Annotated in this window: 24 protein-coding genes and 1 tRNA gene; 13 read left to right on the forward strand and 12 right to left on the reverse strand. The window is 73.1% G+C overall.

All coding sequences use genetic code 11. The features are described 5' to 3' along the window. Window positions 1-49: 49 nt before the first annotated feature. Complete coding sequence (locus AC3WLN_RS13345) at window positions 50-1,681, reverse strand: alpha-D-glucose phosphate-specific phosphoglucomutase (protein ID WP_492481912.1); 1,632 nt, start codon at window positions 1,679-1,681, stop codon at window positions 50-52. A gap of 272 nt (window positions 1,682-1,953) precedes the next feature. On the opposite strand from AC3WLN_RS13345, the gene AC3WLN_RS13350 reads away from it, so the two are divergent. The 4 genes from AC3WLN_RS13350 (at window position 1,954) to AC3WLN_RS13365 (ending at window position 8,812) form a co-directional block, all read left to right on the forward strand. Continuing rightward, window positions 1,954-2,030 (forward strand) — tRNA-OTHER (locus AC3WLN_RS13350). Window positions 2,031-2,269: 239 nt separating this feature from the next. Beyond that, window positions 2,270-3,778: a DUF2252 domain-containing protein gene (locus tag AC3WLN_RS13355; protein WP_492481914.1), complete on the forward strand. Its 1,509-nt coding sequence runs from the start codon at window positions 2,270-2,272 to the stop codon at window positions 3,776-3,778. Between the two features lie 414 nt (window positions 3,779-4,192). Then, entirely contained in the window at window positions 4,193-7,471 is a 3,279-nt protein-coding gene (locus tag AC3WLN_RS13360) for a helicase-related protein (RefSeq protein WP_492481916.1), read from the forward strand. A 114-nt stretch (window positions 7,472-7,585) separates the two neighbouring features. Further along, window positions 7,586-8,812, forward strand: a complete 1,227-nt coding sequence (locus AC3WLN_RS13365; protein WP_492481918.1) for an oxalate decarboxylase family bicupin — start codon at window positions 7,586-7,588, stop codon at window positions 8,810-8,812. Between the two features lie 61 nt (window positions 8,813-8,873). Here AC3WLN_RS13365 and AC3WLN_RS13370 read toward each other — a convergent pair whose 3' ends face one another. The 8 genes from AC3WLN_RS13370 to AC3WLN_RS13405 form a co-directional block, all read right to left on the reverse strand. After that, on the reverse strand, window positions 8,874-9,269 hold the full coding sequence (locus tag AC3WLN_RS13370) for a hypothetical protein (RefSeq protein ID WP_492481920.1): 396 nt from the start codon (window positions 9,267-9,269) through the stop codon (window positions 8,874-8,876). 119 nt (window positions 9,270-9,388) lie between these two features. Further along, window positions 9,389-10,369 (reverse strand): sulfonate ABC transporter substrate-binding protein, encoded by a 981-nt coding sequence (locus AC3WLN_RS13375; protein ID WP_492481922.1) that lies wholly within the window; start codon window positions 10,367-10,369, stop codon window positions 9,389-9,391. Between the two features lie 275 nt (window positions 10,370-10,644). Beyond that, window positions 10,645-11,808 (reverse strand): FMNH2-dependent alkanesulfonate monooxygenase, encoded by a 1,164-nt coding sequence (gene ssuD, locus AC3WLN_RS13380; RefSeq protein WP_492481924.1) that lies wholly within the window; start codon window positions 11,806-11,808, stop codon window positions 10,645-10,647. Between the two features lie 32 nt (window positions 11,809-11,840). Beyond that, on the reverse strand, window positions 11,841-12,686 hold the full coding sequence (locus AC3WLN_RS13385) for an ATP-binding cassette domain-containing protein (RefSeq protein ID WP_492481926.1): 846 nt from the start codon (window positions 12,684-12,686) through the stop codon (window positions 11,841-11,843). Window positions 12,687-12,787: 101 nt separating this feature from the next. Further along, entirely contained in the window at window positions 12,788-13,570 is a 783-nt protein-coding gene (gene ssuC, locus AC3WLN_RS13390; protein WP_463771436.1) for an aliphatic sulfonate ABC transporter permease SsuC, read from the reverse strand. Between the two features lie 5 nt (window positions 13,571-13,575). Then, window positions 13,576-14,544, reverse strand: coding sequence for an aliphatic sulfonate ABC transporter substrate-binding protein (locus tag AC3WLN_RS13395; RefSeq protein ID WP_492481928.1), 969 nt, complete (start codon window positions 14,542-14,544; stop codon window positions 13,576-13,578). Window positions 14,545-14,555: 11 nt separating this feature from the next. Further along, window positions 14,556-15,146 carry an FMN reductase gene (gene msuE, locus AC3WLN_RS13400; RefSeq protein ID WP_492481930.1) on the reverse strand — a complete coding sequence of 197 codons (591 nt, stop codon included), beginning with the start codon at window positions 15,144-15,146 and terminating at the stop codon, window positions 14,556-14,558. 324 nt (window positions 15,147-15,470) lie between these two features. Next, window positions 15,471-16,568, reverse strand: a complete 1,098-nt coding sequence (locus AC3WLN_RS13405) for an HD-GYP domain-containing protein (RefSeq protein ID WP_492481932.1) — start codon at window positions 16,566-16,568, stop codon at window positions 15,471-15,473. 334 nt (window positions 16,569-16,902) lie between these two features. Between AC3WLN_RS13405 and AC3WLN_RS13410 the strand changes: the two genes are divergently transcribed. The 6 genes from AC3WLN_RS13410 (at window position 16,903) to AC3WLN_RS13435 (ending at window position 20,830) form a co-directional block, all read left to right on the forward strand. After that, a complete protein-coding gene (locus tag AC3WLN_RS13410) occupies window positions 16,903-17,229 on the forward strand; it encodes a DUF2293 domain-containing protein (RefSeq protein WP_492481934.1) in 327 nt (108 codons plus the stop codon). A gap of 133 nt (window positions 17,230-17,362) precedes the next feature. After that, window positions 17,363-17,572, forward strand: coding sequence for a TOBE domain-containing protein (locus AC3WLN_RS13415; RefSeq protein ID WP_055948660.1), 210 nt, complete (start codon window positions 17,363-17,365; stop codon window positions 17,570-17,572). Window positions 17,573-17,577: 5 nt separating this feature from the next. Further along, entirely contained in the window at window positions 17,578-18,120 is a 543-nt protein-coding gene (locus tag AC3WLN_RS13420) for a hypothetical protein (RefSeq protein ID WP_492481937.1), read from the forward strand. 154 nt (window positions 18,121-18,274) lie between these two features. Then, window positions 18,275-19,201 carry a penicillin-insensitive murein endopeptidase gene (mepA, locus tag AC3WLN_RS13425; protein ID WP_492481955.1) on the forward strand — a complete coding sequence of 309 codons (927 nt, stop codon included), beginning with the start codon at window positions 18,275-18,277 and terminating at the stop codon, window positions 19,199-19,201. A 58-nt stretch (window positions 19,202-19,259) separates the two neighbouring features. Continuing rightward, the gene (locus AC3WLN_RS13430) at window positions 19,260-20,150 is read left to right on the forward strand and encodes an aldose 1-epimerase family protein (RefSeq protein ID WP_492481939.1); all 891 of its coding nucleotides are present in this window, start codon (window positions 19,260-19,262) and stop codon (window positions 20,148-20,150) included. Continuing rightward, window positions 20,147-20,830, forward strand: coding sequence for a TenA family protein (locus AC3WLN_RS13435; protein WP_492481940.1), 684 nt, complete (start codon window positions 20,147-20,149; stop codon window positions 20,828-20,830). The genes AC3WLN_RS13430 and AC3WLN_RS13435 overlap by 4 nt, the downstream gene beginning before the upstream one ends. A 135-nt stretch (window positions 20,831-20,965) precedes the next feature. Here AC3WLN_RS13435 and AC3WLN_RS13440 read toward each other — a convergent pair whose 3' ends face one another. Continuing rightward, window positions 20,966-21,295 (reverse strand): hypothetical protein, encoded by a 330-nt coding sequence (locus AC3WLN_RS13440; RefSeq protein ID WP_492481942.1) that lies wholly within the window; start codon window positions 21,293-21,295, stop codon window positions 20,966-20,968. A gap of 408 nt (window positions 21,296-21,703) precedes the next feature. Further along, entirely contained in the window at window positions 21,704-22,420 is a 717-nt protein-coding gene (locus AC3WLN_RS13445) for an HAD-IA family hydrolase (RefSeq protein ID WP_492481944.1), read from the reverse strand. Window positions 22,421-22,641: 221 nt separating this feature from the next. Between AC3WLN_RS13445 and AC3WLN_RS13450 the strand changes: the two genes are divergently transcribed. The 3 genes from AC3WLN_RS13450 (at window position 22,642) to AC3WLN_RS13460 (ending at window position 24,426) form a co-directional block, all read left to right on the forward strand. Beyond that, window positions 22,642-22,962 carry a PetM family of cytochrome b6f complex subunit 7 gene (locus AC3WLN_RS13450; protein ID WP_463771463.1) on the forward strand — a complete coding sequence of 107 codons (321 nt, stop codon included), beginning with the start codon at window positions 22,642-22,644 and terminating at the stop codon, window positions 22,960-22,962. A 196-nt stretch (window positions 22,963-23,158) separates the two neighbouring features. Beyond that, window positions 23,159-23,428, forward strand: a complete 270-nt coding sequence (locus tag AC3WLN_RS13455; RefSeq protein WP_463771465.1) for a hypothetical protein — start codon at window positions 23,159-23,161, stop codon at window positions 23,426-23,428. Between the two features lie 53 nt (window positions 23,429-23,481). Beyond that, window positions 23,482-24,426 carry an ABC transporter ATP-binding protein gene (locus tag AC3WLN_RS13460; RefSeq protein ID WP_492481947.1) on the forward strand — a complete coding sequence of 315 codons (945 nt, stop codon included), beginning with the start codon at window positions 23,482-23,484 and terminating at the stop codon, window positions 24,424-24,426. Window positions 24,427-24,432: 6 nt separating this feature from the next. On the opposite strand, the gene AC3WLN_RS13465 is transcribed toward AC3WLN_RS13460, so the two are convergent. Continuing rightward, window positions 24,433-25,047, reverse strand: a 615-nt coding sequence (locus AC3WLN_RS13465; protein ID WP_492481949.1) for an invasion associated locus B family protein, incomplete at its 5' end; no start/stop codon positions are given.

Consider the following 25,047-nt stretch of genomic DNA (forward strand, 5'->3'; position numbering starts at 1 on the left):
GATCACGGGCGCCCCTGCGAGACTTCGTGCTTCTCGGCCCCCGTGCGCCTCAGGTGACGACGCTGGGCTCCGAGCGGCCGGTGAGCGCGGCGATGTCGGCCAGCGCGTTGGCCACCGCCACCACCGGGGCTAGCACCTCGGCCACCGGCAATTCGAGCCGGTCGGGGGCGGATTCGTAGCGCTCGATGTAGACCCGCAGGGTCGCCCCCGCCGTGCCGGTGCCGGAGAGGCGGTAGACCACCCGGGCATCCTCCGCGAAGGTGACGCGCACGCCCTGCTGCTCGGTGACGGAGCCGTCGACGGGATCGACGTAGCGGAAGTCGTCCGCCGCCGCGACGGTGAGGCCGCCGAGCTTGCTGCCCGGCAGCGTGGCGAGCTTGGCGCGCAGGCCCTCCATCAGGCGCTTGGCGGCCTCCGCGTCGATCTCCTCGTAATCGTGCCGGGTGTAGTAGTCGCGCCCGAAGGTCGCCCAGTGGTCCCGCACCACGGCTTGCGCCGGCTTGCCCGTGACGGCCAGGATGTTGAGCCAGATCAGCACGGCCCAGAGCCCGTCCTTCTCGCGGACGTGGTTCGAGCCGGTGCCGGCGCTCTCCTCGCCGCAGAGGGTGATCAGGCCGGCATCGAGCAGGTTGCCGAAGAACTTCCAGCCGGTGGGGGTCTCGTAGGCCTTGATGCCGAGCGACGCCGCCACCCGGTCCAGCGCCCGGCTCGTGGGCATCGAGCGGGCGACGCCGGCCAGGCCGTTCGCGTAGCCGGGGGCGAGGTGGGCATGCGCCGCGAGGATCGCCAGGCTGTCGCTCGGGGTTACGAACAGGCCGGGCGCCACGATCATGTTGCGGTCGCCGTCGCCGTCCGAGGCGGCCCCCAGGTTCGGCGCGGCGTCGCTCAGCATCAGCGCGTAGAGGTCGTGGGCGTGGACCGGGTTCGGGTCCGGATGGTGGCCGCCGAAATCCTCCCGCGGGGTGCCGTTGAGGACGGTGCCGGGCTCGGCCCCGAACACGCCCTCCAGGATGGCGTGGGCATAGGGGCCGGTGACCGCGCTCATGGCGTCGAAGCGCATGCGGAAGCCGCCTGCGAACAGGCGCGTGATCGCGTCGAAGTCGATGAGTTCGCGCATCAGCGCGAGGTAGTCCGCCACGGGGTCGATCACCGCGACGGTCATGTCGCCGAGCCGGGTCTCGCCGATCGTGTCGAGGTCGAGGTCGGGGCCCTCGACGAGGCGGTATTCGGTCAGCGCCTTGGTGCGCGCGTAGATCGCGGCGGTGACGGTCTCGGGCGCCGGGCCGCCATTGGCGGTGTTGAACTTGATGCCGAAATCGCCCTCCGGCCCGCCCGGATTGTGGCTCGCCGACAGGATGATGCCGCCGATGGCGCCGTGCTTGCGGATGACGCAGGAGGCCGCCGGGGTCGAGAGCAGGCCGCCCCGGCCCACCAGCACTCGGGCGAAGCCGTTGGCGGCGGCGAGTCTCAGGGTGGTCTGCACCACCTGGCGGTTCAGGAAGCGGCCGTCGCCGCCGAGCACCAGGGTCGTGCCGGCCCGGTCGGGGATGCAGTCGATGATCGCCTGGACGAAGTTCTCGACGTAGCGCGCCTGCTGGAACACCGGCACCTTCTTGCGCAGGCCGGACGTGCCCGGCTTCTGGTCGTCATAGGGCGTCGTCGGGACGGTCGTTACGGACATCGGTCGAGCACTCCTGAATCGCCGCGCCCAAGAACGCGGTTTGTCCCCGCGGGTCAATCGGCGGCGCCCGCCGGGCGCCCGCGCGGGGCGGGCGCCCGGATCATCCCGTCGCGACCGGGCCGCAAGGCAAGCATCGCGCCGATCCGAGGCGGGGCCTCACAGCTTAGGAACGCGGCGGCGACGGGCCTGATCTTAAGAGATCGCTAACGGAACGGTCGCCTCGACACTATAGTCCGCTTGCCTCGTCGACAGATCCGTGGTTGGTGGATCGCGGCCAGGTGGGTGAGTGTTCAGCCAGGATCCCCGCAAGGATTCGCACGTCCGGTTCAAATCCGGACCCCGGCCTCCACGCCGCATCGCCAGGTCTTTACCAGGTCTTGCGGATTGGACGTGAGCGCTCTTCGCCGTGTACGGACGATCGACTGGGCCGTCACGGCCGCCGGCGCAAGGTTCACTTGCACGACCCCCTTCCGGATCGTTCACCCGGCTTTTTCTCGGGATGAAACCCCGGGATGAGACGTGTTGCCCCGGGAACGATCGGAAACGGTCAAGATTTGTCCTTCACGAAGTCGCGTGTGAGGACCGTGCATGGAAATCCCCCAGGATGTCGGCCTGCGCGCCGACGGCTCGAACACGCCCGAGACCCAGCAGGAGGCCATCCAGCAGGAGGCCGACGACATTCTCCTGGCGCCCCTGGCCGACATCCCCCGCATCAACCTGCGCGAGGCCGGCGAGCCCTGGGACAAGCGCCGGCACGCCGGCAAGGCCCTGCGCGCGGTGGTGCCCCACGCGGCCCATGCCGGCTGGTCGCCGCCCGGCAACCGGCCGGACCCCGTCTCCCTGATCGAGGCGGCCCATGCCGGGCGCCAGGAACACCTGATTCCCCTGCGGGTCGCCCGCATGGCGAGCTCGCCCTTCGCCTTCCTGCGCGGGGCCGCCCACGTCATGGCCTGGGACCTCGCCCACACCCCGCGCAGCGGCATCGCGGTGGTGATGAACGGCGACGCGCATCTCGCCAATTTCGGCCTGTTCGGCACGCCCCAGCGCGACATCGTCCTCGACCTCAACGACTTCGACGAGGTCACGATCGGCCCCTGGGAATGGGACCTGAAGCGGCTGGTGGCCAGCATCGAGGTGGCCGCGCGCACCGACGGGGTCGCCAAGGCCGAGCGCCGCGAGGCCGCCCTGGCGGCGGTGGCGGGCTACCAGCACACCATGACCGAGCTGGCGCCGCAGGGGCCCCTCGACGTCTGGCACCAGGCGGCCCGGGCCGATCAGCTCGATTTCGCCGGCCTCACCATCGACGAGGCTTCGAAGGCGGTCATCGCCAAGGCGGTGGAGCGGGCGCGCAAGAAGCACAACAAGAGCCTGCTCGCCCGGGTCGGCGAGCGCCGCACCGATGGCGGCTGGCGCTTCAAGGAGCAGCCCCCGATCCTGACCAGCGTCGATGCACAGACCCGCGAGGCGGTGATCGGCGGGCTCGAGCACTATGCCGAGACCCTGCCGCGCGAGCGCCGGTTCATGCTGAGCCGCTACCACGTGGTGGACGTGGCCCACCGGGTCGTCGGGGTCGGCAGCGTCGGCACCCGCGCCTACGTGGCGCTCCTGTGCGGGAATTCGGACCAGGACGTCCTCTTCCTCCAGGTCAAGGAGGCGGTGACGCCGGCCCACGCCCCCTACCTCGCGGGCATGCCCGACGCCTATGGCGACCACGAGGGCGAGCGGGTGATCTACGGCCAGCGCCTGCTCCAGGCGGTGGGCGACCCGCTCTTGGGCTGGACCACCATCGACGATCGCCCCTTCTACGTGCGCCAGATGAAGAACATGAAGGGCGACATCCCCGTGGCCGGCCTGACGGGCCAGCCGCTGATCACCTTCTCCTGGGCCTACGGCGCCCTGCTGGCCCGGGCGCATGCCCGCACCGGGGACGCCGCCGCCATCGCGGGCTATTGCGGCCGCGACCGGCACTGCGACCTGCGCGAGGCCCTGGCGGACTGGGCGCTCGCCTACGGCGACCAGAACGAGGCCGACCACGCGGCCTTCCAGGCGGCCATCGCGCAGGGGCGCCTGGAGGCGGCGCCCGACCCGGAGATGTGATCCACAGGCCTGCGACAAACTGGGGACGGACGGCGAAAGCGCGGAGCCCGCGCCCGCCGGCCGCGTTTCCAGACTCCCATCCTCCAAGCCGGGCAGCGCACACCCCAGATGGCAAAACGCAGGACCGCGTCGTCTCCCGCTCCGGCCGAGACGGCAAGAGGATCGGCAACAGGATCGGCCAAGGATTCGGCCAGGGATTCGGCCAAGCGGCCCGCGGAGGGGCCGGTCCGGGCGAAGGCCCGGACGTCCGCCAAGACCGCGGGGAGCAAGACCGCGGGGAGCAAGGTATCCGGCGCCAAGACACCCGTCGCCAAGGCATCGAGCGCCAAGGCGTCCGGCCGGACATCGGCGTCGAAGCCGGCCTCCGGCCAGGGCGCGGCACCGGCGGCCGGGACGGCGCCCGCCCCGGAGCGGGTGGCGCCGCTGGTGCCCACCGGCGCCCTGGCGGTCGCCCTCCTGGACCTGACGAGAACCGGCAAGCCGCTCGTCCACCTGGCCCGCGAGAGCCACCGGCTCGAGGCCATCGCGACGATCCTGCGGGCGCTCTCGCCCGAGCGCAGCGTGGCGATCTACCCGGAATGGGACTGCCTGCCCTACGACCGCGCTTCGCCCTCGCGCGGCGTGATGGGCGCGCGCACCGGCGTGCTGCGCTGGCTCACCGACACCGCCAGCCTGCCCGACATCGTGCTCACCACCGGCCCGGCCCTGATCCAGCGCGTGCCGCCGGCCGAGACCTGGGCGCAGGCGCGCCTGGAGGTCCGGGTCGGCGACGCCCTCGACCCGACGGCGGTCTCGGCCTTCCTGCAGCGGCTCGGCTACATCCTCGACGACCGGGTCGACGAGCCCGGCGAGGTCGCGGTCTGGGGCCGGACCGTGGACGTCTTCCCGGCCGCCGCCGACCGCCCCTGCCGCATCGAGTACGAGGCGGGCCGCGTCACCGCGATCCGCTCCTACGACCCGGTCTCGCAGCGCTCGCTGGCCGATGCCGACGTGCTGGTGATCGACCCCGCCACCGAGATCGTCCTGCCCGAGGGCTCGGAGAGCCGGCTCGCGCCCTTCACGGGCCAGGAGCACGGTCTGGCCCGGTACTACCCGTCCCTGGTCACCGTCCTCGACCAGGTGCCCGACGCCCGCCTCGTGGTCGAGGACGGGGCCGAGGAGCGGGCGCAGGCCTTCTTCGAGCAGATCGCGGAAGGGCGCGAGGCCGCGGCCCGGTCCCGGCGCGGCGGCGCCGACGACGGCGGTCTCTACCTCAGCCCCGAGGCCTGGGCGGCCCAGCTCGGCGCGCGCCGGGTCGCCGAGGCCCAGGCCGACGAGGCCCAGGACCTCACCATGCCGGTCTTCGTGCGGAAGGCCCGGCCGAACACGGCGCTCGCCGAGACCCTGCGCGAGCACCTGAAGGCGGGCGACCGCATCCTCCTGACGGGGCCGGCCGAGCCCCTGGCGCGGCTGGTGCGCGTCGCCGAGCGGGCGCTCGGCCGCAAGGCCCGGACGGTGCGGGACTGGGCCGAGGCCGTGGCGGCGAAATCCGGCGCGCTCCTCCAGCTGGAGGCCCCGATCGAGGCGGGCTTCCGGGTGCCGGGCGCGGGCGTGGCGGTGATCGCCGCCGCCGACCTCTTCGGCGCCCGCGCCGCCGCCGTGACGGCCGGGGGCCCGAGCGCCATCCTGCCCATCGGCGAGGTCGAGCTGCGCATCGGCGACGTCGCCGTCGACCGCGACAACGGGCTCTGCGTGTTCGAGGGCCTGGAGCCGGTCGGGACCGGCGATGGCGGCAGCGAGGACGCCCTGCGCCTGCGCTTCGCCGGCGACGGCATCCTGATGGTGCCGATCTCGCAGGCCGACCGGATCTGGCGCTACGGCTCCGAGGTCGAGGCCGTGACCCTCGACAAGCTGGAAGGCGGCTCCTGGGGACGCCGGCGCCTGGAGGCGGAGGCCTGCATGGCCCGGGCCGCCCGGGTGATGCTGGCCGATGCCGAGACGCGCCGGTCGGTCCGGGCGCCGGTGCTGGTGCCGCCCGACCGGGAGATGGAGCGCTTCGCGGCCGGCTTCGGCTTCGCGCTGACCGCCGACCAGGCGAGCGCCGTCACCGGCGTGATGGCCGATCTCGCCTCCGGCCGGCCGATGGACCGCCTCGTCTGCGGCGATGTCGGCTTCGGCAAGACCGAGGTGGCCCTGCGCGCCGCCGCGGCGGCCGTGTTCGCCGGCAAGCAGGTGGCGATCGTCGCCCCGACCACGGTGCTGGCGCGCCAGCACGTGCAGACCTTCACCCGGCGCTTCGCCCGCTTCGGTATTGAGGTCGCCCACCTGTCCCGCCTCGTCTCTCCGGCCGAGGCCAAGCGGGTGAAGGCGGGGCTGGCGGACGGTACGATCCGCCTCGTGGTCGGCACGCATTGCCTGGCCGCCAAGGGCGTGGCTTTCGCCGATCTCGGCCTGATGGTCATCGACGAGGAGCAGCGCTTCGGCGCCCGGATCAAGCAGGGCCTGCGGGTGGCGGCGGGCGACGGCCACGTGCTCACGCTGACCGCGACCCCGATTCCCCGCACCCTCCAGAGCGCGCTGGTCGGGCTCCAGAGCCTCAGCGTCATCGCCACGCCGCCCTCCGTGCGCCAGCCGATCCGCACGGTGATCGCGCCCTTCGAGGACGAGGCGATGCGCGACGCCCTCACGCGCGAGCACCGGCGCGGCGGCCAGAGCTTCGTCGTCTGCCCGCGCATCGAGGACATCGCCCCCATGGCGGCGCGCCTCGCCACGCTGGTGCCGGACTTGGCGACCCGGGTCGCCCACGGCGATCTCAACGCCGCCGAGATGGACGACGTGATGGTGCGCTTCGCCGACGGCGAGGGCGACGTGCTGCTCGCCACCAGCATCATCGAGAGCGGGCTCGACGTGCCGCGCGCCAACACCATGCTGGTCTGGGACGCCGAGCGCTTCGGCCTGTCGCAGCTCCACCAGCTGCGCGGCCGGGTCGGGCGCGGGCAGCGCCGCGGCGTGGTCTACCTCCTGAGCCGCCCCGACCGGCCGCTGACGCCGGCCACGGAGAAGCGCCTGCGGACGCTGGAGGCCCTCGACCGCCTCGGTGCGGGCTTCGCCATCAGCGCCCGGGACCTGGACCTGCGCGGGGCGGGCGACCTCGTGGGCGAGAACCAGGCCGGCCACGTCAAGCTCATCGGCCTCGGGCTCTACCAGCACCTGCTGCACCTGGCCCTGCGCGCCGCCAAGGGCGAGCCCGCCGAGGACTGGAACCCGGAGATCCGGCTGGGCCTCTCGGGCGCCGTGCCGGCCGACTACGTGCCCGAGCCGGAGGTGCGCCTCAGCCTCTACACCCGCCTCCTGCGCCTCGCGAACCCGGAGGAGGTGGAGGCCCTGCGCAGCGAGGTGGTCGACCGCTTCGGCCCGCCGCCCGCGCCCTTCGAGGACCTGATCGCCCTGGCCCGGCTCCGGGTCGGCTGCCTGGCGCTCGGCATCCACCGCCTCAGCGGCGGCCCGCAGGGCCTGGCCGCCGACCTGCGGCCCAACGCGCCGCCGCTGCAGGTGCCCGTCCACGCCCACATCGTGCGCAAGGACAACCGCGTGCTCCTGCGCCAGGGCAGCGAGGACCCGGCGACGCGCGGGCGCCTCGCCGCCGCCTTCCTGGAGCGGTTGCGGGCCCAGGGCGCGCGCCCGGCGCCGCCCGCGGTCGAGGCAGCGGCGTGACGGAGGTCCGCACGAGGCCGTGAGGCACGGAACGGCGGTCCGTGAGGGTCGATTGACGGACGGAAACGGGGCGCCCCACGGCGCCCCACGGCCCCCATACGAGACCCGACACCCATGACGGACCTGTCCCGCCGAAGCCTGCTGGCCGCCACCGCCGCCGGGGGATCGCTGTTCACCGTGGCCGGAGCGCAGGGCCAGCCCGCGGCGCAGAGCCCGATCCGGGGCAAGGACGGCGCCACGATCCTCGGGCCGCGCAACCCCGCCCGGGAGGCCGAGGACCCCTTCACCCTGCGCCCGCCCTCGACCGACCACGGCACGATGCCGAACCTGAAATGGTCCTTCGCCGACAGCCACATGCGTCTCGAGGAGGGCGGCTGGGCCCGGCAGACGACGATCCGGGAGCTGCCCGTCTCGAAGGCCATGGCGGGGGTGAACATGCGCCTCGGCGCCGGCGTGGTGCGCGAGATGCACTGGCACAAGGAGGCCGAGTGGGCCTACATGCTGAAGGGCCGGGCCCGGATCACCGCGGTGGACGCGCAGGGGCGGACCTTCGCGGACGATGTCGGCGAGGGCGACCTCTGGTACTTCCCCTCCGGCATCCCGCACTCGATCCAGGGCCTGTCCGCCGAGGGCGTCGACGGCTGCGAGTTCCTGCTGGTCTTCGACGACGGCGGCTTCTCGGAGGATTCCACCTTCCTCCTGACCGACTGGCTGGCCCATACGCCGAGGGACATCCTGGCCAAGAACTTCGGCCTGCCGGAGAGCGCCTTCGCGGGCGTGCCGGAGAAGGAGCTCTACATCTTCCCCGGGCCGACCCCCGGCCCCCTCGACGCGGACCGGATGGCCGGCGCCGGCCCGGTGCCGGAGCCCTTCAGCCACCGGATGCTGGCCCAGGCACCCCTGAGCCTGCCCGGCGGCACCGTGCGCATCACCGATTCCTCGGTGTTCAAGGCCTCGAAGACCATCGCGGCCGCCCTGGTGGAGCTGGAGCCCGGTGCGATCCGCGAGTTGCACTGGCACCCGAACGGCGACGAGTGGCAGTTCTACATCGCCGGCCAGGGCCGCATGACGGTGTTCGGCTCGGAATCGAAGGCCCGCACCTTCGACTACCAGGCCGGCGACGTCGGCTACGTGCCCTTCGCCATGGGCCACTACATCGAGAACACCGGTACGACGCCGCTGACCTTCCTGGAGATGTTCCGCAGCCCGACCTACGCCGACATCTCCCTGCGCCAGTGGCTCGCCCTCACGCCGCACGCCCTGGTGGCGGCGCACACCCACCTCAGCCCGGCCGACCTCGACCGCCTGCCGGGGGCCAAGGCGCCGGTGCTGAAGGGCTGACGCGAGGGCATCGGAGCGCGGACGTGAAACCGACGGGGTCGCGGTTCGAGAGGACGTCTCGTTACAAGCAGGTCGCGCCCTGATCTCCCACCGCCGAGACGAGATAGCCGTCCCGCGCCTGCCAGCGCACGCGCCACGTTACGACGCAGGACGGCATCGGAAGTTGGAGAACCACCCGTCGCATCCCCGACGCTTCGGAGATGGGCTGGGCGAACCCTTCGGCATGCAGGCGCTGGATCATGGCGGCCTCCGGAAAGCCGGGTGGAAAGACTTTGGCGATGCGCGCCCGGAAGGCATCGCTGGCCTTGTCGAACCCGTCCGGCAGCCCCCGGACGAGGGGAGGCCTCGTGATTGCCGGCACAGCGGCCTGCAGGGCCCAGATCGGCACCGCGACCAATATACCGAGCGCGAACACGACGGCACCACTCAAGAGACGAACAACGATCCGACCTTCCATGAGCATCACTCTGGATGGAATGCCGACCTTCCACCTCGGCCGCTTCGGCACGCTAGTCTTTCAGCGAAGAATTCTCAACCCTAGGGTGTGCGGCCTGGACTGGTCGAAACTGCTTCGACCTAGCTCCCGGGCTTGCGCACCGCCGCAGCGACGTCGAGGGGCTTCGGGAGCAGGCCGAGGCGGTGGAAAGTGTCGGCGACGCGCTGCTGGTCGGCGGTGGTCTCGGCGTTCAGCGGCGTGACCCCGTAGGTGAGGCGGCGCAGGGCCACGGTGAGGATCGGCGCCGGGATGCCGACGGAGGGGGCGAGCTCGGCCGCCACCGCGTCGGTGTTCTCCTTGGCCCAGGCGTCGATCTCGCCGATGGCGGCGAGCGTCGCGTCGAGGGCCGGGCCGTGGGCGGCGGCGAAGGCGCGGGTCGAGAGGTAGAACTGGCGGTTGGGCACGAGGTCGGTGCCGTCGACGAGGATGCGCCCGCCGGTGCTGCGCTCACCCGAGGCGAGGTAGGGGTCCCAGATCGCCCAGGCGTCGACGGCGCCCCGCGCGAAGGCGGCGGCCCCGTCCGCCGGCGCCAGGAAGGTCGGCGTCACCGCCTCGTAGGGCACGCCCGCCTGCTCCAGGGCCCGGACCAGGAAGTAGTGGACGTTGGAGCCCTTGTTGAGGGCGATCTTCTTGCCCCGCAGGTCCGCGACCGTCCGGATCGGGCTGTCCCGGGCCACCAGGATCGCCTCGCCCCTGGGGGCGGCCGGCTCGTGGCCGACATAGAGCAGGTCCGGGTTGGCGGCCTGGGCGAAGATCGGGGGCGCCTCGCCGGCCGAGCCGAGATCGACGGCCCCGGCGTTCAGCGCCTCCATCAGGGGCGGCCCCGAGGGGAACTCGGCCCAGGTGACGCGGTAGCCGAGCGGCTTCAGGCGCTGCTCCAAGAGGCCCTTGCCCTTGAGGAGGACCAGGGTTCCGTATTTCTGGTAGCCGATCCGGATCACCCGCTCGTCCGCGCGGGCGTGCAGGACGCCGAGGGTCAGGAGCGCCAGGGCGGTGAGCAGGATCCAGGCGCGGCGGGTGCCGTCGGAGCGGAGCGCGAGGGCGCGGGTGGCGGCGGGCATGGGGTGTCCTCTGGGCTGGGGTGATGGGACTCGATGCGCGATAGATCATCCAGCTCGATCGGCTTCCCTCCGCACACCGTCATTCCGGGGCCGCGGAGCGGAACCCGGAATCCAGACGCGCAAGGGGTGCCGAACCGGGCGCGGTCGGCGACTCTGGATTGCACGCCGCTGGCGCGCCCCTTCGGGTCCGGGCTCGCCTGCGGCGCCCCGGAATGACACCGCTCCTTGGCGACAAGGCGTTTGGCGGCAAGGCTTTCGCCCGAGGAAAGGCCCCCTCAATGCGCCGCGATGCGGCGGCCGGGCACGATGTCGTTGGCGATGACCTCGCCGAACGGGCCGTTGTTGCGGGCGTTCGAGGGCGGGACGCCGGTGGTGGCGCGCAGGGGGAGCTTGGGGAAGACCAGCTCGGCGAAGCGGTAGGCCTCCTCCAGATGCGGGTAGCCCGAGAGGATGAAGCGGTCGATGCCGAGATCGATGTATTCCTTCATCCGGTCGGCCACTTGGGTGGCCGAGCCGACCAGGGCGGTGCCGGCGCCGCCGCGCACCAGGCCGACGCCCGCCCAGAGGTTCGGCGAGACCTCGAGCTTGGTGCGGTCGCCCCCGTGCAGGGCCATCATGCGGCTCTGGCCCACGGAATCCTGGCGCTTCAGGGTGGCCTGGGCCTTGGCGATGGTCTCGTCGTCGAGGCGCGAGATCAGGCTCTCGGCGGCCGCCCAGGCCTCCCCTTCCGTCTCGCGCACGATGACGTGGAGCCGGATGCCGTAGGAGAAGGTCTTGCCCTTGCGGTCGGCGGCCTCCCGGGCCTTGGCGATCTTCTCCGCGACGCCGGCGGGGGGCTCGCCCCAGGTCAGGTAGACCTCGCAATGCTCGGCCGCGACCTCGATGCCGGCGGGCGAGGAGCCGCCGAAATAGAGCGGCGGATAGGGCTTCTGCACGGGCTGGAAGATCACCCGGCCCTCTTCCACCTTCAGGTGCTTGCCTTCGTAGCTGACCGTCTCGCCCGACATCAGCCCGCGCCAGATGTGCAGGAACTCGTCCGTGACCACGTAGCGCTCGTCGTGGTCGAGGAAGACGCCGTCGCCGCGCAGCTCGACGGGGTCTCCGCCCGTGACGACGTTGATGAGCAGGCGCCCGTCCGAGACCCGGTCGAGGGTCGCGGCCATGCGGGCGGCCATGGACGGCTCCTGCAGGCCGGGCCGGACGGCCACGAGGAAGCGCAGGCGCTTGGTGAGCGGCGCCAGCGCCGAGGCCACCACCCAGGAATCCTCGCAGGAGCGGCCGGTGGGCAGGAGCACGCCGTAATAGCCGAGTTCGTCGGCGGCTTGGGCGATCTGGCGCAGATAGGCGATCGAGACGTCGCGGGCGCCTTCCTGGGCGCCGAGGTAGCGGCCGTCGCCGTGGGTGGGGAGGAACCAGAGAACGTCGGTCTGTCCGGTCATGGGGGGTTCTTTCTCGCGGTTGGCGGCAGCGCTCAGGCGGGCGCGCGCTCGGACAACAGGTGGTCGAGGATGCGGCCTTCCAGGGCCGCGAGGTCGGCGTCGCCCCGGCGGCGCGGGCGCGGCACGTCCACGGCGACGTCGAGGGCGATGCGGCCGGCCTCCACCACCAGGATGCGGTCGGCCATCGCCACGGCCTCGGCGACGTCGTGGGTGACGAGGATCGCGGTGAACCCCTGCGCCCGCCAGATCCGCTCGATCATCGCCTGCATGTCGATGCGGGTGAGCGCGTCGAGGGCGCCCAGCGGCTCGTCGAGGGCGAGCAGCCCGGGGCGGCTGACGAGGGCGCGGGCGAGCGCCACCCGCTGGCGCTGGCCGCCCGACAGGGTCGCGGGCCAGTTGCCGGCCTTCTCGGAGAGACCGACCTCGGCCAGGGCCGCCTGCGCCTTGGCGCGGCGCTCCGCCTTGGGGCCGCCCTCGCCGAGGCCCACCGCCACGTTGTCGACGACCCGGGCCCAGGGCAGCAGGCGCGGCTCCTGGAACATGATCCGCTTGGGCGGGGTGCGCAGACCTTGCGCTTCGAGGGCGATCCGGCCGGCGCTCGGCTGCTCCAGGCCGAGGATCAGGCGCAGCAGGGTGCTCTTGCCGCAGCCCGAGCGCCCGACCACGGCCACGAACTGCCCGGCCGGGATGTGCAGGTCGAGCCCCTCGATCACGGTGTGGCCGTCGAAGTCCTTCCGCAGGTCGCGCAGGGTGACGCCGATGCCCGTGGCGGAGGGCGCGGGCGCAGTCCGGGCCGACGCCTTCGGGGCGGCGACCTCGCGGGGCTTCACCTCACGGATCTGGCTGTCCTCGGGGACGCGAAGGGCGGTGGCGAGCATGGGACGGACCGTCGAATGGGAGAGGAGTCTGGGAAGGACGCCGTGGGGCGTCGAGGCTCGGGCGCGCCCTCCCCCTTGCGGGGAGGGGAACGCGCGTTCCGTCAGGTGTTCCGGTAGGCCGGATTCCAGGCCAGGAACCGGCGCTCCAGCAGCCGGGTCACGGCGTCGGCGGCCTTGCCGAGGCCGGCATAGATCACGATCGCCAGCACCACGACGTCGACGAGCATGAACTCGCGCGCCTGCATCGCCATGTAGCCGAGGCCGGAGGAGGCGGAGATCGTCTCGGCGACGATGAGCGTCAGCCACATGATGCCGAGCGCGTAGCGCAGGCCCACGAAGATCGAGGGCAGCGCGCCGGGCAGCACCACGCGCAGGAACAGGGTGGTGGGCGACATGCCGTAGACCCGGCCCATCTCGACGAGTTGCGGGTCCACCGAGCGGATGCCGTGCAGGGTGTTGGCATAGACGGGGAAGAACACCCCGATGGCCACCAGGAAGAGCTTGGCCTCCTCGTCGATGCCGAACCACAGGATCACGAGCGGGATCAGCGACAGGTGCGGGATGTTGCGGATCATCTGCAGCGTGGTGTCGGTGAGGCGCTCGGAGAGCCGCGACAGGCCGTTGGCGAGGCCGAGCGCGAAGCCGATGCCGCCGCCGATCAGGAAGCCGACGGCCGCGCGGGCGAAGCTGATCGAGAGGTTGGTCCAGAGCTCGCCGCTGCGGGCCGCCTGCCAGCCGGCCGCGACGACGCCCGAGGGGGCCGGCATGAAGCGGGTGGAGACGAGGCCGGTGGAGGCGGCGACCTGCCAGCCGAGCAGGATCGCGGCGGGCACGAGCCAGGGCGTCAGCCGCTCCAGGGTGCGGGTGTGGAACGAGGTCGTCATGGGGTTCAGCCCTTGCTCGCCGGGGGCACCGGCGGCGTCCACACGGCATCGCGGACGCGGATGGGGTTGGCGATCAGGCCCAGCGCCTGGAAGCGGTCGGCCACGCGCTGCTGGCCGGCGACGACCGCCTCGCTCAGCGGCGCGATGACGTAGACGCTGCGGTCGACGGCGCGCCGGGTCGCGTCGAGGGGCACGCCCGTGCCCTTCGCGAGCAGGGCGGCGACCTCCGGGCGATGCGCCTCGCACCAGGCCGCCACGTCACCGAGGGCGGAGACCACCGCCTGGACCACGGCGGCGTTGGCCTGCGTGAAGTCCCGGTTGCCGAGGAAGAAGTTGGTGGGCTTCTCGATCTCGGCGGCGCTGGCCAGGATGCGGGTGCCGGGCTGGCGCTCGGCGATGGCGAAGTAGGGGTCCCAGATCGCCCAGGCGTCGACGGCGCCCCGCGCGAAGGCGGCGGCCGCATCCGCCGGCGCCAGGGTGACGGGCTCGATGTCGGCATAGGTCAGACCGGCCGTCTCCAGGGCGCGGACCACGAGGTAATGCGCGCTCGAACCCTTGGCGAAGGCGACACGCCGGCCTTTGAGATCGGCGAGCGTCGTCAGGGGCGAGCCCTGCGGCACCAGGATCGCCTCGCCCGAGCCGCCGGCATCCTGGGCCGCGACGTAGAGCAGGGTGTTGCCGGCGGCCTGGGCGAAGACCGGGGGCGGCGCGCCGGTCTGGCCGAAATCGATGGCGCCGACCCCGAGGGCCTCGAGGACGGGGGGCCCGAACGAGAACTCGGTCCAGCGCACGGAGACGCCGAGGGGCTTCAGCGCCTGCTCGATCGCGCCCTGCTGCTTGGCGACGACGAGGATGCCGTTCTTCTGGTAGCCGATCCGGAAGGTGCCGCCCTCGGCCCGCGCGGGCGCGGCGGCCGGCCCGGGCAGGGCCGCCGCCGCCAGGGCGCCGGCGAGGAGGTCGCGTCGGGAGAGCATCGGGGCGGTTCTCAGCCGGCGCTGGCGAAGGCGGCGACCGGGGCCTCCGGCGTCCCGGCGCGGGCGGCCCGGGCCTGGAGCAGCTCCGCGAGCTGGCCCGCCGCGTCGGCGATGCGGGCCTTCACGCCCGGATCGACGAGGATTCCGTCGCGAAAATCCGCGTCCGAGCCGTAGACCGCGCTGGGAATGGTGTGGGCGCTGAAGAACCCGAAGAGCGGGCGCAAGGAATGCTCGACCACGAGGGCGTGGCGCGGGCCGCCGCCGGTGGCCGAGAGGATCACGGGCTTGCCCACCAGGGCCGCCGGATCGACGAAATCGAACAGGTGCTTGAACAGGCCCGTATAGGCGCCCTTGTAGACCGGCGAGCCCACGATGAGGGCGTCGGCCCCCTCGATCGCCTCGACGATGCGGCGGGCCGGCAGCGGCAGCAGGTCCCGCGACCAGGCCGCGCCGAGGCCGGTGCCGGCATCGAGCATGTCGTACAGGCGGATCTCGGCCCGCAGCTGCGCGCCGACCGCCTCGGCCAGGGATTCGGCCAGCGCCCGGGTCTTCGAGGGGCGCTGGAGGTTGGCGGTGAAGCCGACGATACGGGGCAGCGACATGGGGTGACTCTCGTAGGCGCCAAGTTCTCCGGACACGTCTGCGCACGCGCTCAAGACGAGCGCTGGTCAGCACCGGTGATTCCGAAGATCTTCGCTCTGCAAAACGGGCCGGGCCACGTGTTTTCCGTGACGCCGCGTCTGTCGAAAACGTGCCCCTTGCACGTCCGAGAATCAATGAAACGTTCTTTTGAATGCGCAGCACACGGGAGACGATCTCTCCGGCCCGCGGGCCATCGGGAGATGATCCCGTTCGACAGGCATTATGGTGCCGGAATTTTCACCGCCCGGGCCGATCGGGCTCCGCCGAACCCGGGCGGCGCGCCGTCAGGCGACGGCGTCGTCGAGCACGTCCTGCAGCACCAGCCGCCGGAAGGCCGCCAGCAGGTCGGCGTCGAGCTTGGGCAGCATGCCCTGCATCAGGGCGTGGGCTTCCGCGTGGGGCAGCGGATCGCGGTAGGGGCGCCGCTCGGTCAGGGCCGAGTGGATGTCGCAGATGGTGACGAGGCGCACGAGGTCGGGGATCGCCGCGCCCTTCAGGCCGTCGGGATAGCCGCTGCCGTCGAGCATCTCGTGGTGGAAGCGCACCACGTCGAGGGTCGCCGCGTCGAAGCCGCCCTGCGCGGCGAGCAGGTCGGCGCCGATGCCCGGATGGGTCCGCATCACCGCCATCTCCGCCTCGGTGAGGCGGCCGGGCTTGTTCAGGATCGCCAGGGGGATCTTCGCCTTGCCGACGTCGTGCAGCAGGGCGGCGCGCGCCAGCCGCTTCTGGTCGGCGCAAGCGAGGCGCAGGCCGGCCCCGAAGGCGGCGGCATAGCCCGCGACGCTGAGGGAGTGCTGGTAGAGCTGCTGGTCGTGGCTCTGGATGACGTCGAGCCAGGTGCGGATGCCGGAATCCGAGACCGCCTCCAGGATCAGCTCGGTCCCGGCATCGACCTCCTCGGGGTTCACGGGGCGCCCGGTCTCGGCCGCCCGGAAGGCGTCCGCCACCATGGTGACGGCCGCCCGCGCCCGTTCGGCGATGTCGCGGATCTTCCGGACCGGGGCGGCGGCGCTCCGGCGGGCCGCCTGCCAGGTGTCCACCAGGGCGAACAGGGTGGCGAGGACCGTCGTGCGGGGCGCGTCCGCCGGCAGGGTCCGCGTGGCCACGGCGGCCCGGCCGCGGGTGGCGGGCGCCTGATTGGTCAGCTGCAGGCTCGCGATGCGGGCGCCGTGGAAGCGTGCGATCCAGGTGGCGGCGAGGCGTGGGTCACCGCTGACGTCGACCACCGCGACGAGGGGCAGCGTCGCCGGCAGGGCCGCGCGCGGCTCGATGCAGCGGCAGGCGACCACGTTCTCGACGGCGCGACAGAGCAGGGCCGCCAGCTGTGGCCTGTCCGAGACGATGAGAACGGAATTGTCCTGGGTCACGAGAGGGTCCGTCAACGTGGTCTGCGATCCGGCTCCGGAGCCCGACCCTCAACATTTGACACCAATTCATTATCGAACAATTCACGACAAAGCATCACCCAGTCGTGGCGATCCGTCTACGTGTTTTCTGCGGATCAGCCAGGGATAGGGGCCGGGCGAAATCCCACCCGACACGGGCCGGCACTGGGCATCGCCGACAAATCTCGCGGACCGCGTCCGATCGCTCCGCCTCGGCGTGACGACCCGCCCCGGGGCGACGATCGGCGGGCGTGGACTTTTGCGGCCCGGTCGCGCACCTCCTGCCCGCAGGGTGCGGACGGCGAGGGGCGGAACCGATGGGAGACGGGCGATGAACCGGCGCGAGGTCGTGGCGGCGGCCCTGGCGCAGCTCGCCCCGCGCCTGCCCGAATTCGAATCGGAGGCGGTGGTCGACCGCGCCCTGGCGAGCCCGGGCCTGCGCAACGCGCGCCCGGACAACGCGGCCTGGCTCGCCCTGGTGTCCTATGCCCGCCACGTCTTCACCGAGTACGACGCCCTGCTGGACGAGGGCTACGACCGCGACAGCGCCCGGCACTTCGTCCTCGACGACCTCAACGCCGTGCTGGCCGAATGGGGCTCGCGCCGCCGGGTCTCGGAGGAGGAGATCGCCGCGCCGGAGGACGACGAGTCCGACTGAGCGCGATCACGGTCGCGTGGGCTCCGGTGCTGGGTTGCATCCGGGCACCTTGCACCGCGCCGGCCCGGACGGCATCGTCCCGCCGCGCCGGCCCCCTCCCCCCGGGCCGGCCCAGCACAGGGAACAGGTCGCCATGAAGATCAGCGCGCGCAACGTCCTCAAGGGCAAGGTCGTCTCGGTCGAGAAGGGAGCCACCACGGCCCATGTGAAGATCGAGATCGCCGGCGGCCAGCTGGTCACCGCCTCGATCACCAACGAATCCGTCGACAGCCTGAAGCTCACCGTGGGCGGCGAGGCCTATGCCGTGGTGAAGTCCTCCGACGTGCTGGTGGCGGTGGATTGAGGGCGATGCGCCGGCTCGCCGCGCTCGCGCTCCTCGCCCTGTCCGCCCCGTCGGCCTGGGCGCAGGACCCGCCGCCCCGCGAGCCCGGCGCGATGCCGGCCGCGGACCCGGCGGCCTGCACGCAGTTCGACTGGTCGCTCCTGCGCGAGCAGGCCTGGTTCTCGGCCGCCAGCCTGCCCCGGGTCGAGTCCGGCGGCACCCTGCCGGCGGCGATGCCGGCCGCGATCCTGGCCCTGAAGCCGCAGGACGCGGTCGAGGCGCCCGTCCCGCCGTCGCGGGAGCCGAAGCCCGGCACCTATGGCGGCCTGCTGCGGCTCGAGGCGCCCCTGTCTCCGGGGGCCTATCAGGTCACCCTGTCGCAGCCCGCCTGGATCGACGTGAGCCAGGACGGCCACACCACCCGGCCCCCGACCGCGAGCACGATGCGGCCCGGCTGCCCCCTGCTCGCCAAGAGCGTGCGCTTCCAGCTCGGCACCGCGCCGATCACCCTCCTGGTCAGCGGCGCGCCCGCCGACACGATCCGGATCGCCGTGGCGCCGGCGGAGTAGGGCGGCGCCGCGGACCCTCGACGAGGCGATCCCCGATGGACTAGCGTGGCGCCGAGATCTCGACCCTTCGCCGTCGACCCTTCGCCCTCGACCCTTCGCCTCAGACGATCCTCGGCGCCCCGCCCGGCGGGGACGCGATCCCGGGAGCCCTCCGCTGACCCTTCGCCTCCGCCTCGCGACGCTGCTGCTCCTCGGCCCCTGTCTGGGCCTGCCCGCCCAGGCCCAGGACCGGGGCAGCGTCAACCCGAAGCCGCTGCCGCCGCTCGCCAACCCGGACGCGCCGGACACGCCGGCCAAGGCCCTGTTCGGCCGGGCCACCACCCCGGCGCCGGGCCCCGCCCACGCCTACGGCTCCTACGCCAAGGGCTGCTTCTCGGGCGGCGAGGCCCTGGCCGTCGACGGGCCGAACTGGCAGGTCATGCGCCTGTCGCGCAACCGGATGTGGGGCACCCCGCCCCTCGTCGACTTCCTGGAGCGCCTGGCCGCCAAGGCGCCCCGCATCGGCTGGAACGGCCTCCTCGTGGGCGACATGTCCCAGCCCCGCGGCGGGCCGATGCTCACCGGCCACGCCTCGCACCAGCTCGGCCTCGACGCCGACATCTGGCTGACCCCGATGCCCGACCACCGCATGAGCCGGGTCGAGCGCGAGGAGACCTCCGCCACCGACGTGGTCCGGCCCGACCGCCTGGACATCGACCCGCAGGTCTGGACCCCCGAGCACCTCAAGCTGATCCGGATGACGGCCCAGGAGCGCGAGGTGGCGCGCATCTTCGTCAACCCGGCGATCAAGAAGGCCCTGTGCCGCGAGGCCGGCGGCGACCGCGCCTGGCTCTCCAAGGTGCGGCCGATGTACGGGCACAACTACCACTACCACATCCGCCTCGCCTGCCCGGCGGGCCAGGACCAATGCGACGACCAGGCCCCGCCGCCCGCCGGCGACGGCTGCGGCGAGGAGCTGGCCTACTGGTTCAGCGACGCGATCCTGAACCCGAAGCCCGCGACGAAGCCGCCGCGCCCGAAGCCGCCGATGACCATGGCCGCGCTGCCGGCCGCCTGCCGGGCGGTGCTCAAGGCGCGCTGAAGCACCTCTCCCGCCGCTCCCGGCGCGGGGGGCGGCCAGCCGGACGACAGGACGAGCGATGGGCGAACGGATCACGATCACGGCCGGCGACGGCACGCAGGCGGTCATCGACGCCGACGGGGCCGAGCCCGTCTCCTGGCGGGTCGGGGGCGGCGAGTACCTCTGGAGCGGCGACCCGGCGCACTGGAACCGGCACGCGCCCTGGCTCTTCCCCGTGGTCGGCGCCTCGACCGGCGGCACGGTTCATGTGGGCGAGGCGGCCTATCCGATGCCCCAGCACGGCTTCGCCCGCGACCTGCCCTTCACGGTGATCGAGCGCTCCGGCGACGGCGTGAGCCTGCGCCTCGCCGACAGCGAAGAGACCCGGGTGCACTACCCTTACGCCTTCCGCCTCGACATCACGGCCCGGGTCGGCCCCGGGCTCCTCGATTTCGAGATCTGGATCGAGAACACCGACACGGTGCCCCTGCCCTACGGGCTCGGCTTCCACCCGGCCTTTCCCTGGCCCTTCGCCGGCGGCACCCGGGCGGCCGGGGGCGGCTACGCGGTCCGGTTCGAGCACCCCGAGCGCCCCTTCGCCCCCGAGGTCGGGCCGGGCGGGCTGCTCCTGCGCGACGAGCGGCCGATCCCCCTCCAGGGCGACACCCTGCCCCTCGATCCGGCGCTCTTCACCGAGGCCCTGGTCTTCCGCGATGCGGCGAGCGGCTGGATGCGCTTCACCGGCCCGGACGGCACGGCGATCCGCCTCGCGGTGTCGGACTTTCCCCACCTCGCGGTCTGGACCAAGCCGACGGCGCCGTTCCTCTCGCTGGAATGCTGGACCGGGCACGCCGACTGGGCCGGCTTCGCGGGCGATCTCAAGGACCGCGATTCGCAGCGCCTGCTGGCCCCGGGCGGCCGCGCCCGCCACGGCGTCACCCTGTCCTTCGAGCGGGAGAGCCGGGCATGACCGACACCGTCCCGTCCGAAGCCTTTTCAGCGCAGGCCTGGGCCCGCAACGCGGCGGCCTACGAGGCCATCCGCACCATGCCGTTCAACGCCGAGCTCGCCGCCGGCACCCTGACCCGGGCGCGCTTCATCCACTACATCGTGCAGGACGCGCACTACCTCGTGGGCTTCGGCCGCGCCCTGGCGCTGGCCGCCGCCAAGGCGCCGAACCCCGACCGGATGGTGCAGTTCGCCCGGGCGGCCGAGACCGCCATCGTGGTGGAGCGCTCGCTCCACGGCGGCTTCTTCCGCGATTACGGCATCGACGCCGAGACCTTCGCGGCGACCCCGCTCTCGCCGCCCTGCGACCACTACGTGTCCTACCTCGTGGCCACCGCCTATGCGGAGCCCTACGCCGTGGTGCTCGGGGCGCTGCTGCCCTGCTTCTGGATCTATGCCGAGATCGGCCGGGACATCGTCGCCCGGGCGCGGGCCGACAATCCGTACCGCGCCTGGATCGACACCTATGCGGGCGAGGACTTCGCCCAGGCGGTCGCCGCGATGATCGCCGCCACCGACGAGGCCGCCCGGGGCGCCTCGCCGGAGGTCCGGGCCGGGATGCACCGGGCCTACACCCAGGCCACCCGCCTCGAATACCTGTTCTGGGACGGGGCCTATCGCGGCGCGGCTTGGCCGGTCTGAAACCCGCTCCGGCCGATCACGTCGGTCGGCCCGCTCGCGACAGGGCCCTCTCCCTTCGGGCAGGGGGATCGCAGACGGCCCCGCGCCGTCATTCCGGGGCGCCGTGGGCGAGCCCGGACCCGCGACGGACGACGCTCACACGGCCTGGAGCCGGGGCGCCCGTGCGCCGGCGGCGGGACGCGTCCGGCTGCGGAACCGGTCCCGGGCGGCGCGGGCCGCCTGCTCGACGCTGCGGAAGACCGTGCCGTCGAGGGGGGCGAAGTCGCGGCTCGACGAGAAGAAGCGCACGCCGCCCGGCTCGGGCACGGCGATGCCGGCGGTGATCTCGCCGATCTCGATGACCCGCGGCGGGGCCGGCTCGGCATGGAGGCGGTTGCGGGCGCGCTCCGCCCGGTGATCCACGAAGCCGTGGGCGGCGTGCAGGCGATTGAGCGCCCGCTCGGCCTCGATCTGAAGATGGGACATGACAAGGACTCCGGTGGCCGGCGCGGGGCCGGCGGACAACGAACGGTGGGACGCGACGGAGAGGTCAGCGTCGACAGCAGCCGCGTTGGGACCGGAGCGCCGAGGACGGGAGAAGCGAGGCATCGCCCCGCCCAGGGATTGCGTTGCAGACAGTCACGGCAAGTCATCCTTTCCAAGAAGGACCACGAGGCGCGAGCGCATCGCGGTGCTTTAGCGTTTGATGACGCGGCGCAAGCTACACACTTCAAATCACCGCGGTCCGGCGACGCGCAGTGGCGTCGCCGGACGTCTTCAAGATGCTCATCGGACCGCATTTCGTCAACGGATCGATCTTCCGAATGCCGTGCGATCCTTGGCAGAAACGGCCCCGCTCGGCCGCCGGCACGCGGGCTTCCTTCGCGAACCCGATCAGGCGGCCGCGATGACGGCGGCGAGGTCCCGGTAATCGCGAAAGATCCGGGCGGCGCCGGCCCGGGTCAGGTCCGCGGCCGCCGGATCGTGGACCCAGTGCCCGCCGCCGCTGAAGCCGACGACGCGCATGCCGGCGGCGCGGGCCGCCGTGACGCCGGGCACGCTGTCCTCGATGACGAGGCAGGCCGCGGGGGCGACGCCCATCGCGGCGGCGGCATGGAGGAACAGGTCCGGCGCCGGCTTGCCCCGCGCCACCAGGGTCGAGGAGAAGATCCGCCCCTCGAACAGCGGCAGCAGCCCCGTGAGTCCCAGGGAATGGCGCAGCCGCACGGGGTCGCTGCTCGAGGCGACGCAGGAGGGCAGGCCGAGGGCGGACACCGCCGCGGCGACGCCCGCCACCGCGCGCAGCTCCGTGTCGAAGGCCCGCAGCGTATCCGCCTTCACGGCCTCGACGAAGCCCTCCGGCGCCGCGATCCCGTAATCCTGCGCAATGTGGCCCATGATCGAGACCATCGAGGTGCCGGCGAAGCGCGCCCGCACGGTCTCGACGTCGATGGGCACACCGATGCGGTTGAGGCCGGCCGTGAGGCGCGCCAGGCTGATCGGCTCGCTGTCGACGAGCACCCCGTCGCAATCGAAGATCACCAGCCCGAGGGGCGGGGCGGTCTCGCCGGGCGCGGGCACCGGGTCGAGGAGGGCGGAGGCGTCGCGCATGGGTCTGGATCGGGTCTCGGGTTGCGGCCGGGCCCCGCCCGCGGCGCGGCCCCGTGCCCGCATATGGCGCGCTCGCCATCCGGCGCAAACCGCCGGCGCAAACCGCGAGGCCCGCAGGGTCCGGTCTCGGCGGCACCGGCGTCGGTGGCTTGCGCCCGTCGGCGCGCCCTCCTACTCAGCCCCAGGGCCGGCGCGGATGCCGGCGGGTGCGATCGGGTGCGATGGTCCGTTTCCTCAGCCGCTTCCTCGGCCTCGTCTTCCTGGCGGCGGGCTTCGTCTGCCTCGTCTATGACGGCGCCCGCTCGATCGCGAACAACACCCTGCGGGTCACCAGCGTCAGCGACCTCGCCTTCACGCTGTTCAAGGACCGGGCGAACGCCCTCCAGGGGACGGTGGAGAGCGTCGCCCCCTGGCTCTGGAAGATCCTGGTCCTGCCCCTCACCCTCGCGCCCGCCGCCCTGATCGGCCTCGTGATCGGCGCCGTCCTGCTCTGGCTCGGCCAGCCGGCGCGGGAGCGGATCGGCTTCCTCAGCGGCCCCTGAGCCGGCGCCGGGCGGGGAACCGCCCGCCAGGGGTGCCATTTCGCACGCGCTGCCCGGCCGATGCCTCGCGCCGCGCGGCCGAGGTGCCATAATCCCGAACGGTCTTCGTCGTAGATGCACGGGACCAGCGGGTCGCGGGACCGGTCACGCCCGGCCGTCCCGACGCTTCGTCACCTGTCAGGGATCGTCCGCCATCATGTCCCGCATCGTCGCCGCCTCCGCCCTGGCCGTCCTCCTCGGGGCCGCGCCGGTCCTGGCGCAGCCCTCGCCGGGCGCGCCCCCGCGCAACATTGCCCCGACCGGGGTGACCAAGCCGCCGGGCCGCGCGGATGCGGGCAAGGCCCCCTATACCCGCGCCTCCACCGAGGCGGACATGGCCAAGGCCCAGCGTGCCTCCGCCGCCCGCGACAAGGCCTGGGACACCAAGATGCGCACCACCATGGGCTCGATCTGCAAGGGCTGCTGAGTGCATGGGCTGCTGAGGCGCGGGCCGCCGGACCGCGCGCCGGCCAGGGCCCCGTGATCCGCCTGGAAGGCGTCGGCAAGCGGTTTCCCGGCGCCGAGCGCCCGGCCGTCGAGGGCCTCGACCTGGCGGTCGCCGAGGGCAGCGTCTGCGCCCTGATCGGCCCCTCCGGCTGCGGCAAGTCCACCACGCTCCGCATGGTCAACCGGCTGGTCGAGCCGGATTCCGGCCGGGTGCTCGTCGCCGGCCAGGACGTGATGCGGGCCGATCCCGTCGCCCTGCGCCGGGGCATCGGCTACGTGCTCCAGGGCGTCGGCCTGTTCCCCCATCGCAGCGTCGCCGACAACGTCGGCACCGTGCCGGGCCTGCTCGGCTGGGGGCGGGCCCGGATCGCCGAGCGGGTCGACGCGATGCTCGACCTCGTCGGCCTCGATCCGGCCCAGTACCGGGGGCGCCGCCCGCACGAGCTCTCCGGCGGCCAGCGCCAGCGCGTCGGCGTCGCCCGGGCGCTCGCGGCCGACCCGCCGGTCCTGCTGATGGACGAGCCCTTCGGCGCGGTGGACCCCGTCGCCCGCGACCGCCTGCAGGCCGAGATCGGCGCCATCCTGCGGCGCCTGGGCAAGACCGTGCTGATCGTCACCCACGACATCGACGAGGCGATGCGGATGGGCGACCGGGTCGTGCTGATGCGCGCCGGCCGCATCGTCCAGGCCGACACGCCCGAGCGTCTCCTCGCCGCCCCGGCCGACGCCTTCGTCGCCGGCTTCGTCGGGCAGGACCGGGCCCTGCGCCGCCTCGCCCTGATCGCCGCTGGGAGCCTGGCGACCCCCGGCCCCCTGCCGGACGCCCCCGCCATCGCGTCCGGGGCCTCGCTGCGGGAGGCGCTGTCGCTCCTCCTCGCCTCCGGGGCCGACGGGCTCAACCTCGCCGGCGACGGCCCGCCGGCCCATCTCACGCTGGCGGCGATCCGGGCCGAGGCGGCCCGGGCGGCGGCGGGGTAGTCCCCCTTACTTGCACTCCTCGCGGGCGCGCTTCATCGCGTCGCCGAACCCGGCCAGGGCGTACTCGTCGCTGGTGGGATTGCCCCGCATCGAGGTGGTCCTGATCTGCAGCTTCGGGGTGCGGGTCATCTCGGTGACCACCCGGGTCTCCTCCGCCGGGTTCTGGAGCCAGGCGTTGTTGTCCTTGGTGACGAGGCCGTAGCGGGTGGCGCCGAGGTTCAGGGTCGGGTCGGTGGGCGCCGGGCCCGCATTGGCCTTGGCCTGGCTGCCCGCCGGCTTGGCCGGGAAGCCCAGCATCACCGCGACCTCGTTGGCCACGTTCTCGGCCTTGCGCACGGTGACGAAGAGGTAGGCCGTGTCGCGCTTCAGGGTCTTGGGCGAGCGCGTCTGCGGCTGGGCGATGGCGTAGCAGACGCGGGTCTTGCCCTGGCCGTTGGCGAAGACGTTCCAGTCGCCGAAGATCGCCACCGGCGTCGCCTGCTGCATGCCGGGCGCCGTCGCGACGGCCTTCGAGGCCCGCTCGCGCCCCCGGCGGGACTTCTTGCGGCCCGGGGCCTCCGCCTCCTCGGGGGCGGCCTCCGGCGCCTGGGCGCGGGCCGGGCCGGCCGCGAAGGGGTGGGG

The sequence above is a fragment of the Methylobacterium sp. FW306-05-D genome, assembly GCF_058782155.1.

What these genes read in the sequence shown, in the direction of transcription:
- AC3WLN_RS13365 (WP_492481918.1), top strand. Translation starts at nt 7,586, where the DNA reads ATGACGGACCTGTCCCGCCGAAGCCTGCTGGCCGCCACCGCCGCCGGG.
- msuE (WP_492481930.1), bottom strand. Translation starts at nt 15,146, where the DNA reads ATGTCGCTGCCCCGTATCGTCGGCTTCACCGCCAACCTCCAGCGCCCC.
- ssuC (WP_463771436.1), bottom strand. Translation starts at nt 13,570, where the DNA reads ATGACGACCTCGTTCCACACCCGCACCCTGGAGCGGCTGACGCCCTGG.
- AC3WLN_RS13450 (WP_463771463.1), top strand. Translation starts at nt 22,642, where the DNA reads ATGGTCCGTTTCCTCAGCCGCTTCCTCGGCCTCGTCTTCCTGGCGGCG.
- AC3WLN_RS13455 (WP_463771465.1), top strand. Translation starts at nt 23,159, where the DNA reads ATGTCCCGCATCGTCGCCGCCTCCGCCCTGGCCGTCCTCCTCGGGGCC.
- AC3WLN_RS13415 (WP_055948660.1), top strand. Translation starts at nt 17,363, where the DNA reads ATGAAGATCAGCGCGCGCAACGTCCTCAAGGGCAAGGTCGTCTCGGTC.
- ssuD (WP_492481924.1), bottom strand. Translation starts at nt 11,808, where the DNA reads ATGACCGGACAGACCGACGTTCTCTGGTTCCTCCCCACCCACGGCGAC.
- AC3WLN_RS13375 (WP_492481922.1), bottom strand. Translation starts at nt 10,369, where the DNA reads ATGCCCGCCGCCACCCGCGCCCTCGCGCTCCGCTCCGACGGCACCCGC.
- AC3WLN_RS13430 (WP_492481939.1), top strand. Translation starts at nt 19,260, where the DNA reads ATGGGCGAACGGATCACGATCACGGCCGGCGACGGCACGCAGGCGGTC.
- AC3WLN_RS13445 (WP_492481944.1), bottom strand. Translation starts at nt 22,420, where the DNA reads ATGCGCGACGCCTCCGCCCTCCTCGACCCGGTGCCCGCGCCCGGCGAG.
- AC3WLN_RS13395 (WP_492481928.1), bottom strand. Translation starts at nt 14,544, where the DNA reads ATGCTCTCCCGACGCGACCTCCTCGCCGGCGCCCTGGCGGCGGCGGCC.
- AC3WLN_RS13440 (WP_492481942.1), bottom strand. Translation starts at nt 21,295, where the DNA reads ATGTCCCATCTTCAGATCGAGGCCGAGCGGGCGCTCAATCGCCTGCAC.
- AC3WLN_RS13355 (WP_492481914.1), top strand. Translation starts at nt 2,270, where the DNA reads ATGGAAATCCCCCAGGATGTCGGCCTGCGCGCCGACGGCTCGAACACG.
- AC3WLN_RS13420 (WP_492481937.1), top strand. Translation starts at nt 17,578, where the DNA reads ATGCGCCGGCTCGCCGCGCTCGCGCTCCTCGCCCTGTCCGCCCCGTCG.
- AC3WLN_RS13385 (WP_492481926.1), bottom strand. Translation starts at nt 12,686, where the DNA reads ATGCTCGCCACCGCCCTTCGCGTCCCCGAGGACAGCCAGATCCGTGAG.
- AC3WLN_RS13345 (WP_492481912.1), bottom strand. Translation starts at nt 1,681, where the DNA reads ATGTCCGTAACGACCGTCCCGACGACGCCCTATGACGACCAGAAGCCG.
- AC3WLN_RS13435 (WP_492481940.1), top strand. Translation starts at nt 20,147, where the DNA reads ATGACCGACACCGTCCCGTCCGAAGCCTTTTCAGCGCAGGCCTGGGCC.
- AC3WLN_RS13370 (WP_492481920.1), bottom strand. Translation starts at nt 9,269, where the DNA reads ATGGAAGGTCGGATCGTTGTTCGTCTCTTGAGTGGTGCCGTCGTGTTC.
- AC3WLN_RS13410 (WP_492481934.1), top strand. Translation starts at nt 16,903, where the DNA reads ATGAACCGGCGCGAGGTCGTGGCGGCGGCCCTGGCGCAGCTCGCCCCG.